Origin of the sequence: Coleofasciculus sp. A1-SPW-01 (genome assembly GCF_040217205.1) — a bacterium.
In the GTDB taxonomy this organism is placed as follows: Bacteria; Cyanobacteriota; Cyanobacteriia; order Cyanobacteriales; family Coleofasciculaceae; genus Coleofasciculus; species Coleofasciculus chthonoplastes_A.
This window is the reverse complement of sequence record NZ_JAVJNP010000031.1, coordinates 1-12,071: the sequence shown is the minus strand read 5'-3', so window position 1 is coordinate 12,071 and position 12,071 is coordinate 1. Positions and strand designations below refer to the sequence as shown.

The 12,071-nt window shown below is 48.6% G+C and carries 18 protein-coding genes; all 18 read left to right on the top strand.

Annotated features, from left to right (window positions below):
• Window positions 1-43 precede the first annotated feature (43 nt).
• Window positions 44-583: a 50S ribosomal protein L6 gene (gene rplF / locus RH949_RS05550; protein WP_006100646.1), complete on the top strand. Its 540-nt coding sequence runs from the start codon at window positions 44-46 to the stop codon at window positions 581-583.
• A gap of 2 nt (window positions 584-585) precedes the next feature.
• Window positions 586-948 (top strand): 50S ribosomal protein L18, encoded by a 363-nt coding sequence (gene rplR / locus RH949_RS05545; protein WP_044206597.1) that lies wholly within the window; start codon window positions 586-588, stop codon window positions 946-948.
• 25 nt (window positions 949-973) lie between these two features.
• Window positions 974-1,495, top strand: a complete 522-nt coding sequence (gene rpsE / locus RH949_RS05540; protein WP_006100391.1) for a 30S ribosomal protein S5 — start codon at window positions 974-976, stop codon at window positions 1,493-1,495.
• A gap of 105 nt (window positions 1,496-1,600) precedes the next feature.
• Window positions 1,601-2,050 carry a 50S ribosomal protein L15 gene (rplO, locus tag RH949_RS05535; protein ID WP_446352169.1) on the top strand — a complete coding sequence of 150 codons (450 nt, stop codon included), beginning with the start codon at window positions 1,601-1,603 and terminating at the stop codon, window positions 2,048-2,050.
• 72 nt (window positions 2,051-2,122) lie between these two features.
• Entirely contained in the window at window positions 2,123-3,469 is a 1,347-nt protein-coding gene (gene secY / locus RH949_RS05530) for a preprotein translocase subunit SecY (RefSeq protein WP_446352168.1), read from the top strand.
• Window positions 3,470-3,626: 157 nt separating this feature from the next.
• Window positions 3,627-4,181 carry an adenylate kinase gene (locus RH949_RS05525; RefSeq protein ID WP_006100616.1) on the top strand — a complete coding sequence of 185 codons (555 nt, stop codon included), beginning with the start codon at window positions 3,627-3,629 and terminating at the stop codon, window positions 4,179-4,181.
• A 210-nt stretch (window positions 4,182-4,391) separates the two neighbouring features.
• Window positions 4,392-4,616, top strand: a complete 225-nt coding sequence (gene infA, locus RH949_RS05520; RefSeq protein ID WP_006100613.1) for a translation initiation factor IF-1 — start codon at window positions 4,392-4,394, stop codon at window positions 4,614-4,616.
• 87 nt (window positions 4,617-4,703) lie between these two features.
• Window positions 4,704-4,817 carry a 50S ribosomal protein L36 gene (gene rpmJ / locus RH949_RS05515; RefSeq protein WP_071777214.1) on the top strand — a complete coding sequence of 38 codons (114 nt, stop codon included), beginning with the start codon at window positions 4,704-4,706 and terminating at the stop codon, window positions 4,815-4,817.
• Window positions 4,818-4,877: 60 nt separating this feature from the next.
• On the top strand, window positions 4,878-5,261 hold the full coding sequence (gene rpsM, locus RH949_RS05510) for a 30S ribosomal protein S13 (RefSeq protein ID WP_006100714.1): 384 nt from the start codon (window positions 4,878-4,880) through the stop codon (window positions 5,259-5,261).
• A gap of 49 nt (window positions 5,262-5,310) precedes the next feature.
• On the top strand, window positions 5,311-5,703 hold the full coding sequence (gene rpsK / locus RH949_RS05505) for a 30S ribosomal protein S11 (protein WP_006100602.1): 393 nt from the start codon (window positions 5,311-5,313) through the stop codon (window positions 5,701-5,703).
• Window positions 5,704-5,964: 261 nt separating this feature from the next.
• On the top strand, window positions 5,965-6,912 hold the full coding sequence (locus tag RH949_RS05500; protein WP_006100457.1) for a DNA-directed RNA polymerase subunit alpha: 948 nt from the start codon (window positions 5,965-5,967) through the stop codon (window positions 6,910-6,912).
• A 91-nt stretch (window positions 6,913-7,003) separates the two neighbouring features.
• A complete protein-coding gene (gene rplQ, locus RH949_RS05495) occupies window positions 7,004-7,354 on the top strand; it encodes a 50S ribosomal protein L17 (RefSeq protein WP_446352167.1) in 351 nt (116 codons plus the stop codon).
• A gap of 9 nt (window positions 7,355-7,363) precedes the next feature.
• Window positions 7,364-8,215, top strand: a complete 852-nt coding sequence (gene truA, locus RH949_RS05490; protein ID WP_006100545.1) for a tRNA pseudouridine(38-40) synthase TruA — start codon at window positions 7,364-7,366, stop codon at window positions 8,213-8,215.
• A 24-nt stretch (window positions 8,216-8,239) separates the two neighbouring features.
• Window positions 8,240-8,695 carry a 50S ribosomal protein L13 gene (rplM, locus tag RH949_RS05485; RefSeq protein WP_006100413.1) on the top strand — a complete coding sequence of 152 codons (456 nt, stop codon included), beginning with the start codon at window positions 8,240-8,242 and terminating at the stop codon, window positions 8,693-8,695.
• Window positions 8,695-9,111, top strand: a complete 417-nt coding sequence (gene rpsI / locus RH949_RS05480; protein ID WP_006100720.1) for a 30S ribosomal protein S9 — start codon at window positions 8,695-8,697, stop codon at window positions 9,109-9,111. The genes rplM and rpsI overlap by 1 nt, the downstream gene beginning before the upstream one ends.
• Window positions 9,112-9,208: 97 nt before the next feature.
• Window positions 9,209-9,454 carry a 50S ribosomal protein L31 gene (rpmE, locus tag RH949_RS05475; RefSeq protein ID WP_006100490.1) on the top strand — a complete coding sequence of 82 codons (246 nt, stop codon included), beginning with the start codon at window positions 9,209-9,211 and terminating at the stop codon, window positions 9,452-9,454.
• A 108-nt stretch (window positions 9,455-9,562) separates the two neighbouring features.
• The gene (prfA, locus tag RH949_RS05470; RefSeq protein ID WP_006100678.1) at window positions 9,563-10,678 is read left to right on the top strand and encodes a peptide chain release factor 1; all 1,116 of its coding nucleotides are present in this window, start codon (window positions 9,563-9,565) and stop codon (window positions 10,676-10,678) included.
• Window positions 10,679-11,143: 465 nt separating this feature from the next.
• On the top strand, window positions 11,144-11,968 hold the full coding sequence (gene larE / locus RH949_RS05465) for an ATP-dependent sacrificial sulfur transferase LarE (RefSeq protein WP_006100721.1): 825 nt from the start codon (window positions 11,144-11,146) through the stop codon (window positions 11,966-11,968).
• Window positions 11,969-12,071 lie beyond the last annotated feature (103 nt).

The following is a 12,071-nucleotide window of genomic DNA, read 5'->3' as shown; positions in this document are numbered from 1 at the left end:
GAGCTCTTTTGAATTCTTTTGCCCGGATAAGGAGTATAAAATCATGTCGCGTATTGGCAAACGCCCAATAACAATTCCCAATAAAGTGACCGTGACCATTGAAGGTCAACAGGTTACCGTCAAAGGACCAAAAGGAGAACTCCAACGAGTTCTACCCAAACAAGTCACTATTGAACAAGAAGGAGAAACCATTCACGTGCGGCGACGGGATGAATCCAGACTTGCCCGTCAGCGTCACGGATTGTCTCGTACCTTGGTTGCCAACATGGTTGAAGGGGTATCCAAAGGCTTTGAGAGGCGTCTAGCCATCCAAGGGGTCGGTTATCGCGCCCAGGTGCAAGGACGTAACTTAATTCTGAATGTCGGATACAGTCAACCTGTGGAAATTGTCCCTCCTGAAGACGTGCAGCTTGCGGTTGAAGGGAATACTAACGTGATTGTTAGCGGGATCAATAAAGAAATCGTCGGCAACACAGCGGCTAAAATTCGCGCGGTGCGTCCCCCTGAAGTTTATAAAGGGAAAGGCATTCGCTATGTCGGTGAAATGATTAGACGTAAAGCTGGTAAAGCAGGTAAGAAGTAACAATGAAACTTACTCGTAAAGAATCAGTCCGCCGTAGACATCGGCGCGTGCGCCGGACAGTCCAAGGTAGTGCTGAACGTCCAAGATTAGCGGTCTTTCGCTCAAATCAGCACATTTATGTGCAGGTTATTGATGATCATCAACAACATACCCTAGTGGCAGCTTCGACGTTAGAACCTGGACTGAAGTCAGAGGTAAAATCAGGTGCCACTTGTGACGCCTCGGTTAAAGTGGGTCAGTTAATTGCCCAGCGAGCGTTGGAAAAAGGCATATCTCAGGTTGTTTTTGACCGAGGAGGAAACCTTTACCATGGTCGCGTGAAAGCTTTGGCAGAAGCGGCGCGTGAAGCTGGGTTAGACTTCTAGAAGTAAGTAAAGCAACATTTAAATTATGGCAAATCGTCGCAAAGGTAACCGCGCCAAAGAAAAAGACAGCACATGGCAAGAGCGGGTTATTCAAATCCGTCGGGTTAGCAAGGTGGTTAAAGGCGGTAAAAAATTAAGTTTCCGGGCAATCGTTGTCGTTGGCAATGAGCGTGGTCAAGTTGGTGTGGGTGTGGGCAAAGCCAGTGATGTGATTGGCGCTGTTCGTAAAGGGGTTGTCGATGCCAAAAAGCAAGTCATCGACGTTCCGTTAACCAAGTCGAATTCCATTCCTCACCCCTCTAATGGAGCGGCTGTTGGAGCCAAGGTTATGGTAAGACCTGCTGCACCCGGTACAGGGGTAATTGCTGGCGGCGCGGTGCGGACGGTGTTGGAATTGGCAGGAGTTCGTAATATCTTAGCCAAGCAATTGGGGTCTAATAATCCCTTGAATAATGCCAGAGCTGCTATCAATGCCCTAGATGCGCTCCGGACATTCAAGGAAGTAGCGCAAGAACGCGGGGTTGAAATTGAGAAGCTCTATGTCTGATTGTGTAGGAGCGGGTTTAGGAACTCGCTTTTCGCCATGAATAGTAACCTTTGTCCAAAACCTGCCCTAAATGAGAGAGTTTTCAGTTTAACAACGATCTAAATTATGAGAATCCATACTGTAGCACCCCAAGACGGTGCAAAGAAACGTCGTCGTCGTGTTGGTCGCGGGATTAGCGCGGGTCAAGGTGCTAGCTGTGGCTTTGGCATGCGCGGGCAAAAATCGCGATCGGGTCGGGGTACAAGACCGGGGTTTGAAGGGGGTCAGATGCCTTTGTACCGCCGCTTACCTAAGCTAAAACACTTTACGGTGATTAATCCCAAACATTACACTACGATAAATGTAGGTAAGTTGGCATCGCTCCCTGCCAATACAGAGGTGACTTTACCGTCACTGATGGAAACGGGTATCGTCACCACTAACGACGGACCGCTGAAAATTCTGGGCGACGGGGAGTTGAATGTATCGCTAAATGTTAAAGCTGCTGCTTTCACGACGGGTGCTCGCCAAAAAATTGAGGCGGCTGGCGGAAGTTGTGAAGTGATTGAGGCGTAACTTTTTTTAGGGTTGGCGTCTGTGGCGGCGTAGTCCCCTTACCACTGTGTCCTCTAGAGGTAGCCTTTTGTTATGGTCGTTAGTCGAGATAAAGCTCCAACGGCTCAAGAAACATTTATGCAGATGGCACAAGCTGCCGGTCTTAGAGGTCGGTTGCTTTTGACCATCGGTTTGTTGATTCTAGCCCGATTTGGTGTCTTTTTACCCGTACCGGGAATTGATCGGGAACAACTTTCCACAGCTATCCAAAGTGGAAACGTTCCCATCGCTGGCATTTTAGATTTTTTCTCTGGGGGAGGATTCTCGGCTTTGGGAATTTTTGCCCTGGGAATTTTGCCCTATATTAATGCGTCGATTATCTTACAGTTGCTGACGGCAGCTATTCCCACTCTGGAAAATTTGCAGAAGAATGAAGGGGAAGCCGGACGTCGGAAAATTTCTCAGATTACCCGGTATGTTGCCCTCGGTTGGGCGATATTGCAAAGTGTAGGTCTGGCAATCTTTGCCAGCCAATTTGCCACAAATCCGGGAACTCTGTTCTTTGTGGAAACTGTGCTGGCAATCACGGCGGGTTCAATGTTTGTGATGTGGATTTCGGAAGTGATTACCGAACGCGGGATTGGTAACGGCGCATCCTTGTTGATTTTTGTCAATATTGTGGCAGTTCTGCCTCGGACATTGGGTCAAACGATTGAATTGGCACAGACAGGGGGGCGAGAAATGGCTGGTAAGGTGGTCATTTTGCTCCTGGTTTTCCTGGTGATGATTGTCGGAATTGTCTTTGTGCAGGAGGGAACGCGCCGGATTCCGATTATCTCGGCAAGACGACAAGTTGGGCGTCGCCTCTATCGGGAACGAACGAGCTATCTGCCGCTACGACTGAACCAAGGTGGGGTAATGCCGATTATCTTTGCCTCAGCGGTGTTGATTCTGCCCACGTCTCTGGCTGGCTTTGCTCGTGGTGGTACAGGTGAAGGCTTTTTAGGTTCGCTCATGCAAGGGGTAAATCAGGTGGCACTGTATATCAGTCCGAATGGTCCGACACCCTGGCTGTATGTACTGGTGTATCTGATGTTAATTCTCTTTTTCAGCTATTTCTATGCGTCGTTGATCGTGAATCCGGTTGATATGTCGCAGAATTTGAAGAAAATGGGAGCGAGTATTCCGGGAATTCGTCCGGGTAAAGCGACAAGCGACTATATTGAGCGAGTGCTGAATCGGTTAACATTTTTGGGTGCCATTTTCCTGGGACTGGTGGCGGTTGTGCCAACGGCTGTCGAAAGTGCGACGGGAGTGACCACGTTTAGAGGGCTGGGCGCTACCTCGTTACTGATTTTGGTCGGTGTGGCAATTGACACGGCGAAACAAGTTCAAACGTATGTGATTTCACAGCGCTACGAGGGTATGGTCAAGCAGTAAAATTTCTGCTAGGTCATTGGTTACTTGTCCTTTGTTCGTCGTTGATTAAACCAAAATGGGGTGTCTCGATAATTCAAAGCTGGACTTGAGCAGACATCAAATTGACAAAGGACAAAGGACGAATGACAAATGACAAATGACAAATGACAAATAACCAATGACACGATTAGTTTTTTTAGGACCACCAGGGGCAGGAAAAGGAACCCAAGCTCAGCATATCGCTCAGCTTTATCAGATTCCTCACATCTCTACTGGGGATATTCTACGGAGTGCGATCACCGCATCTACATCACTCGGACAAAAGGCGCAGTCTTATATGGATGGCGGCGAGTTGGTGCCAGATAAATTGATTCTGGATCTAATTCGCGATCGCCTCAAGCAACCGGATACTCAAGCGGGTTGGATTTTGGATGGGTTTCCCCGCAATGTCAGCCAAGCGGCTTTTCTGGAAAATCTACTTCAGGATCTCGATCAGCGGTGCGATTATGCCATTTATTTGGATGTCCCCGATGAATCAATCCTGAAACGGTTACTCTCACGGGGACGCCAAGATGATAATGAGCAGACGATTCGGCGACGCTTAGACGTCTACCGCCAACAGACGGCACCGGTGATTGAGTTTTACCGTGATCACTCAATCTTACGCGAGATTGATGGAGATAGACCAATGGAGGCGGTTACGGACTCTCTCAAGCAGGTGATGTCGAGTTAAGTCATCAATGCCCAAACCGAAAAACGAACGCCGTCTCACTTTTGAGGGATGTTCTCCTCTGGGGTAAGTCGTTACTATTTCTAAGGCTTCCCTTAATTCGGGACAGGCTCTTTGTGGGAGGATTTTGATAACATAAGTTAACACTCCCTGGACAAATCTCTATCTGTGTGGAGGGGAATTAGTGACCAATTGTATTGAGGAACGACAAAATTGGCTAAACAAGACTTAATTGAAATGGAAGGGACGGTAACCGAATCCTTGCCGAACGCAATGTTTCGGGTTGATTTGGATAATGGCTTCAACGTCCTTGCCCATATTTCTGGCAAAATTCGCCGTAACTACATCAAAATCTTACCGGGCGATCGCGTCAAAGTTGAACTCACCCCTTATGACTTGAGCAAGGGGCGAATCACCTACCGACTTCGCAAAAAATAAAAATCGGTAGGGTTGATTTCTGGAGTTATTTGACGCGAAAACCAAAAAATGATATGATAATGTGCTTGCGTTGTAACTAAAAAAACCATGAAGGTTAGAGCATCCGTCCGCAAAATTTGCGAAAAATGTCGCGTTATTCGACGTAGAGGTCGAGTAATGGTTATTTGTCCAAACCCCAAGCACAAACAACGTCAGGGGTAATCCACCAGACTCTATAAGACTCATTTGTAGCACAAAACCAGCAAAAGGGAGAAAAATACCGTGGCAAGAATTGCCAGTGTAGACCTACCTCGCGATAAACGAATAGAAATTGGTCTAACCTACATCTACGGAATTGGTCTATCTCGCTCCAAAGAAATTCTGGCAAAAACGGGCGTCAATCCGGATATCCGCGTCAAGGATTTAAGCGATGCTGATGTAGCCACCCTGCGATCGGTGGTCGAGGGCGACTATCAGGTTGAGGGTGACTTAAGGCGCTGGGAAGCCATGAATATCAAACGCCTTGTTGATATTGGCACCTATCGCGGGCGTCGTCATCGCCAAGGGTTACCTGTGCGCGGTCAACGAACCCGCACCAATGCCCGTACCCGTCGGGGTAGACGTATTGCCGTTGCCGGGAAGAAAAAAGCACCAGCGAAGAAGTAACACTCTTATTCAGTTCACACCCATCATTAAGATAGCCAACTAAAGCGATATGCCGCGACCAACTAAAAAAACTGGTACAAAAAAGCAGAAACGAAACGTTCCCAATGGAATGGCATTCATCCAGTCCACCTTCAACAATACCATCGTCACCATTTCTGACACGCGAGGTGATGTTGTTTCCTGGGCATCAGCGGGATCAAGTGGGTTTAAGGGAGCTAAGAAAGGCACCCCCTTTGCCGCTCAAACCGCTGCCGATAACGCCGCCCGTCGAGCGATAGACCAAGGAATGCGTCAAATTGAGGTAATGGTTAGCGGTCCTGGTGCAGGTCGAGAAACGGCTATTCGCGCCCTACAAGGGGCAGGACTAGAAATTACCCTAATTCGGGATGTCACGCCAATTCCTCATAATGGTTGCCGTCCCCCGAAACGACGTCGCGTCTAGGATTGGGAAATTGGGAACGGGAATTGGGGAAGCCAAACCCAGAGTTTGATTTACTCAATCAAACCTTCACGTTGGTTTAACCCCCATCCGTCTCGACTCGACAACAAAATCAAGTGTCAGCATCGAGCGAATTATGCCAACCACTAATACTTTGCTTAGTGCCACTTGTCCCAAATGGTGGGTTAGGCGCAACAACAATTCAAAAGTACTCGCTTGGTGCTTTTGATGGGTTCCTATGAATTAAAGGAGGGAGGTCACTCCGTGGCGCAGTTTCAGATTGAGTGCGTAGAATCCAAAACACTAAAGAATCAAAGTCAATATAGCAAATTTGTCCTAGAACCTCTCGATCGTGGTCAAGGTACAACAGTTGGCAACGCCCTGAGAAGGGTTCTCCTGTCTAACCTAGAAGGTACAGCAATTACTGCTGTCCGGATTGCTGGAGTCAATCATGAGTTTGCCACCATTGCGGGAATCAGAGAGGATGTCCTAGAAATTCTCCTGAATATGAAGGAAGTCGTCCTCAAAAGTTATACGCCCGGACCCCATATTGGTCGAGTCATGATCACCGGACCCTCAACCGTGCGATCGGCTCAGTTTGACCTACCGTCGGACGTAGAATTTGTTGATCCGGGTCAGTATATCGCGACCCTAGCCGACGGTGCCAAACTGGAAATGGAGTTTCGCATCGAACGAGGCAAAGGATATCGCTCTGTAGAACGGGGGCGTGATGAAACATCTTCAGTCGATTTCCTGCAACTTGACGCCGTATTCATGCCGGTGACTAAGGTGAACTACAGCGTCGAGGATACCCGTGTTGACGGTTCTCTGGAAAAAGACCGTTTAATTTTAGATGTTTGGACAAATGGCAGCGTGTCACCCCAGGAAGCACTGAGTCAAGCCGCTAATATTCTGGTGGATTTATTCAATCCCCTGAAAGATATCGAGCTGAAGCCAGAGCCTGTGGGTCGTCCGGAAGATGAAGATCCAACCAGCCAAATTCCGATTGAAGAACTGCAACTGTCGGTGCGGGCGTATAACTGCCTCAAGCGAGCGCAAATTAACTCCGTTGCTGATTTACTAGATTATAGCCAGGAGGATCTGCTCGAAATCAAGAACTTTGGTCAAAAGTCTGCCGAAGAAGTCATTGATGCTTTGCAAAAACGCTTGGGGATTACATTACCCCACGAAAAATCGGCTAAACCAACTTAAGGATTGAGACTAAATGGCTAATCGTCAACTCGATTAGCCATTCGATTGAAAAAGTTTTCGTTGTTGTGGGATTGTAGAGGAATAAAAGAAAATGCGTCATCGTCGTCGCGTACCTAAACTGGGAAAACCAGCCGACCAGCGTCGAGCGCTGCTCAGAAGCCTAGCTACGGAGTTGATTCGTCATGGTCGGATCACCACCACTAAAACGCGGGCAAAAGCTGTGCGTTCCCAAGTGGAAAAAATGATTACCTTGGCAAAAGATGGCTCCCTAGCGTCTCGCCGTCAAGCCTTGGGCTATCTTTACGACAAGCAGTTAGTTCATGCTCTGTTTGAAGGGGCAAGCGATCGCTATGGTAATCGCAACGGTGGGTATACTCGCATACTCAGAACCCTGCGCCGTCGTGGGGATAATGCAGAAATGGCAATTATCGAGCTGGTGTGAACTCAAGTCATGTCCGAGTGCGAGGCTAAGCCAACTCAACGCATTGCTCTGGTGATTCAATACCTGGGTACAAAGTTCTCTGGTTGGCAACGACAGCCTCACCATCGCACGGTACAAGCGGAGATTGAGCAAGTTCTGTCCACCGTCGAAGGAAAACCTGTAACCTTACACGGGGCGGGGCGTACTGATACAGGGGTTCATGCCGCTGCCCAAGTCGCCCATTTTAATAGTAGCCGTCCGATTCCGGGAGAGCGGTGGATGCCTATTCTCAATAGCCGACTACCGGAGGATATCCTGATTCGGGCATCAGCCCCCGTACCCGCCAATTGGCATGCTCGCTTTTCGGCGATTTGGCGTCGGTATCGGTACAGTATCTATACAGATGCTTGTCCCAACCTGTTTGTGCGACCGTTTTGTTGGCATTACTATCACGCTCCCTTAGATGAACATCGGATTCAGGAAGCACTGAATCCGCTATGGGGAAAACACCACCTCGCGGCGTTCCATCGCGCCAACTCTGGACGGAAGCATTCCTGGGTCACGGTTCAGGACACCCACTGTTACCGGAATGGTTCATTTATTCATATTGAAATTCAGGCGGATGGATTTTTATACGGCATGGTGCGGCTACTTGTCGGCATGCTGGTAGAGGTAGGGCGGGGCAACCTTAATCCCCACGAGTTTACTCAACTGTGGGTGAATCAACAGCGGGAGCGGATCAAATATTCAGCGCCAGCCAAGGGGCTGTGTTTGTTAAGAGTGGGGTATCCCAATTCGCCGTTCCCGCCAAAAACCTGGTTTGATACTCAGCCTAAGTTCATCTTGCCGACTGAGATGCCCCCCCAATTGTGTTTAGGTTAACTGTATACGTAATCAAAAAAACTCATGCAAAAAACTTACCTGCCAACTCAGGATTCTTTAGAACAAAATTGGTACGTTATCGATGCCGAAGGTCAACGTCTGGGACGATTGGCAACTGAAATTGCCATGATTCTTAGAGGGAAAAATAAACCGACCTATTCCCCGCATATGGATACAGGGGACTTCGTTATCGTGGTCAATGCCGAGAAAGTCGTCGTCACCGGAAAAAAAAGCAGTCAGAAGCTCTATCGCCGCCATTCCGGTCGTCCGGGTGGGATGAAGACGGAAACCTTTGCCCATTTACAAGCCCGCCTACCAGAACGGATTATTGAAAAGGCGGTGAAAGGGATGCTGCCCAAAAATTCCCTCGGTCGTAAACTTTTTACTAAGCTGAAAGTTTACGCGGGTGCAGCTCATCCCCATGACGCTCAAAAACCTCAAACCTTAACCATTGACACCATTCCAGGAGAACAAGACTAATGCAAGCAACAGAACCGATGGAAAATCGCGCTGTTTACTGGGGAACGGGTCGCCGTAAATCCTCAGTTGCCCGGGTGCGCCTAGTTCCAGGGACGGGTCAACTGACTGTTAACGGGCGTCCCGGCGATGTTTACTTTAATCTCAATCCAGCCTATTTAATGGTGACCAAATCACCATTGGAAACTTTGGGTCTAGAAAATGATTACGACATTTTAGTCAATGCTCACGGTGGTGGGTTGACGGGACAATCGGATGCCATTCGCTTAGGTGTGGCGCGGGCGCTTTGTGAACTTGATCCGGCAAATCGCTCTCCGTTGAAGATGGAAGGGTATTTAACTCGCGATCCCCGTGCCAAAGAACGGAAGAAATATGGCTTACATAAAGCCCGCAAAGCTCCCCAATACTCGAAGCGTTAGAATTGGGAGAAGAGAATACGAATCATCAGGGGTGATTTCGCCCCAAACGACACAAACGACAGAACGAAGAAACGCTTGCTCAAAGAGGAAAGTAACCATGCCAAAACCTGATATTCATCCCCAGTGGTATCCAGACGCCAAAGTCTATTGCAACGGAGAAGTTGTGATGACGGTTGGTTCAACCCAGCCCGAAATTCATGTTGATGTATGGTCGGGAAATCATCCCTTCTACACCGGAACCCAAAAAATTATTGACACAGAAGGTCGTGTGGAGCGCTTTATGCGGAAATACGGCATGTTAGAAGGGAATGCCTCGGAGCAGCAATCGTCTAAAGAGAAATAGCGAGGTAGCTTGAAGTGTGTTCGACGCTAGCGGAGCCTAACTCTTAATCGTTAGACTTCGCTATTCAATGCTTTTTTAGGCTATTTCAATGGAGCGATCGCTGTAACCATGGCGGAAACTTACCTACTCGATAAATTACAATCGGTTGAACAAACCTTTCACGAATTAACGCGCCGTTTGGCTGACCCTGATATTGCCACTGATCCGGTGGAAGTGCAACGGGTGGCAAAAGCCCGTTCGTCCCTAGAGGAAGTGGTTATCACCTACGAACTCTGGAAAACAGCCCAGGAGGAACTGACGGGCGCTCGCCAAATCCTCAAGGAAGCCAATGGGGATGGTGAAATGCACGAAATGGCATCCCTGGAAGTTGAGGAACTGCAAACGAAGCTGGAGGAGTTGGAAAAACGCCTGAAAATTTTACTCTTGCCCCGTGATCCTAATGATGATAAGAACATCATGTTGGAGATTCGGGCAGGAACCGGGGGCGACGAAGCCAGTATTTGGGCAGGGGATTTAGTGCGAATGTACTCCCGCTATGCCGAAACTCAGAACTGGCGGGTGAAGCTATTGAGTGAATCTCCGGCTGACATGGGTGGGTTTAAAGAGGCGATTCTGGAAATTCAAGGGGAACAGGTTTATAGCAAGCTGAAGTTTGAAGCGGGTGTTCATCGGGTGCAACGAGTCCCGGTGACGGAAGCAGGAGGACGAGTTCATACCTCAACCGCGACTGTGGCGGTAATGCCAGAAGTGGATGATGTGGAAATTGAGGTTGATCCGAAGGATTTAGAAGTTTCCACAGCCCGTTCCGGTGGCGCTGGTGGACAGAATGTGAACAAGGTGGAAACGGCGGTTGATCTGTTCCACAAGCCGACTGGGATTCGGATCTTCTGTACTGAGGAGCGTTCTCAACTGCAAAACCGAGAGCGGGCGTTGCAAATTCTCCGCGCTAAACTGTATGAAATGAAGCTGCGGGAGCAACAGGAAGCTGTAACCTCGATGCGGCGATCGCAGGTGGGGACGGGTTCGCGATCGGAGAAGATTCGCACGTATAACTATAAGGACAATCGGGTGACGGATCATCGCTTGAGTCAAAACTATTCGCTGAATAGTCTGTTGGAAGGGGATATAGAGTCTGTGATTCAAGCCTGTATTACCCAGGATCAACAGGAACGTTTGGAAGAGTTGGCAACGTCGGACGAACAAGGGGAATCGCTTTTGGCTTAATTGGTATTGGTCATTGGTCATTGGTCATTTGTTTGTGTCATACTCGCTCTTCTTCAAGCAAGCTACGTCATTTGCCATTTGGCTTAAATATAAACGACAAGAGGGCGGGTTTTGTTGTTCCGTTATCGGTGAAGAGGGCGGGTTTTGTTGTTCCGTTATCGGTGAAGAGGGCGGGTTTTGTTGTTCCGTTAGTGGTGAAGAGGGCGGGTTTTGTTGTTCCGTTAGTGGTGGGGAGGGCGGGTTTTGTTGTTCCGTTAGTGGTGATTAGCTGAATTTAGCCCCTAAACCCGCCCCTACAATTGCCCCTAAACCCGCCCCTACAATTGCCCCTAAACCCGCCCGCCCCTACAATTGTCCCTAAACCCGCCCCTACAATTGCCCCTAAACCCGCCCCTACAATTCCCTACAATAAGGCATAACTTCTGCCTTCTGCCTTCTGCCTTAAAGTCATCTGTCTTGACAACCATGTTAAATAATAAATTTGAACAACTTACCCGCTTATTTGCTCAAATGGATCGGGCATTGATTGCCTATTCTGGAGGAGTTGATAGCACCTTAGTTGCCAAGATTGCTTATGATGTTTTAGGCGATCGCGCTTTAGCGGTAACCGCCGAATCCCCATCTCTGCTACCTGAAGAATTGGAAGATGCCCGGATTCAAGCGGCGGTAATTGGCATTCCCCATGAATTGGTGCAAACCGATGAAATGAATAATCCCAATTATACGGCGAATCCGGTTAACCGTTGCTATTTTTGCAAAAGTGAACTTCACGATACGCTGAAACCTTTGGCGCTGCAACGGGGTTATCCCTATGTCGTGGATGGCGTCAATGCTGATGACTTAGGGGACTATCGCCCTGGAATTCAAGCCGCGCAAGAACGAGGGGCGCGATCGCCTTTAGCCGAAGTGGGGGTGACGAAAGCCGAAGTGCGCCAACTTTCGCAACAGTTAGGGCTTCCCTGGTGGGATAAACCTGCCCAACCTTGTCTAAGTTCTCGCTTTCCTTATGGCGAAGAAATTACGATCGCGAAACTGCAACGGGTAGGGCGGGCAGAAGTTTATTTACGGAAACTAGGGTGGAAAAATTTGCGGGTGCGTTCTCAAGGGGATACCGCACGCATTGAATTATCGCCGGAACAAATTAAACAATTTGTGTTGACCATGGATTTACCAACCCTGGTATCAGCGTTTCAAGATTTAGGCTTTTTGTATGTCACCCTAGATTTAGAAGGATATCACAGTGGTAAGTTAAATCGGGTCGTGAATCAAGATGATAAAGCAATAGTCTAGGGATAGGTTTAGGGACAATTGTAGGGGCGGGTTTAGGGGCAATTGTAGGGGCGGGTTTAGGGGCAATTGTAGGGGCGGGTTTAGGGGCAATTGTAGGGGCGGG

Coding starts and splice junctions, on each gene's coding strand:
- rplF (WP_006100646.1), top strand. CDS start 44: ATGTCGCGTATTGGCAAACGCCCAATAACAATTCCCAATAAAGTGACC.
- rplR (WP_044206597.1), top strand. CDS start 586: ATGAAACTTACTCGTAAAGAATCAGTCCGCCGTAGACATCGGCGCGTG.
- rpsE (WP_006100391.1), top strand. CDS start 974: ATGGCAAATCGTCGCAAAGGTAACCGCGCCAAAGAAAAAGACAGCACA.
- rplO (WP_446352169.1), top strand. CDS start 1,601: ATGAGAATCCATACTGTAGCACCCCAAGACGGTGCAAAGAAACGTCGT.
- secY (WP_446352168.1), top strand. CDS start 2,123: ATGGTCGTTAGTCGAGATAAAGCTCCAACGGCTCAAGAAACATTTATG.
- RH949_RS05525 (WP_006100616.1), top strand. CDS start 3,627: ATGACACGATTAGTTTTTTTAGGACCACCAGGGGCAGGAAAAGGAACC.
- rpmJ (WP_071777214.1), top strand. CDS start 4,704: ATGAAGGTTAGAGCATCCGTCCGCAAAATTTGCGAAAAATGTCGCGTT.
- rpsK (WP_006100602.1), top strand. CDS start 5,311: ATGCCGCGACCAACTAAAAAAACTGGTACAAAAAAGCAGAAACGAAAC.
- rplQ (WP_446352167.1), top strand. CDS start 7,004: ATGCGTCATCGTCGTCGCGTACCTAAACTGGGAAAACCAGCCGACCAG.
- truA (WP_006100545.1), top strand. CDS start 7,364: ATGTCCGAGTGCGAGGCTAAGCCAACTCAACGCATTGCTCTGGTGATT.
- rplM (WP_006100413.1), top strand. CDS start 8,240: ATGCAAAAAACTTACCTGCCAACTCAGGATTCTTTAGAACAAAATTGG.
- rpsI (WP_006100720.1), top strand. CDS start 8,695: ATGCAAGCAACAGAACCGATGGAAAATCGCGCTGTTTACTGGGGAACG.
- rpmE (WP_006100490.1), top strand. CDS start 9,209: ATGCCAAAACCTGATATTCATCCCCAGTGGTATCCAGACGCCAAAGTC.
- prfA (WP_006100678.1), top strand. CDS start 9,563: ATGGCGGAAACTTACCTACTCGATAAATTACAATCGGTTGAACAAACC.
- larE (WP_006100721.1), top strand. CDS start 11,144: ATGTTAAATAATAAATTTGAACAACTTACCCGCTTATTTGCTCAAATG.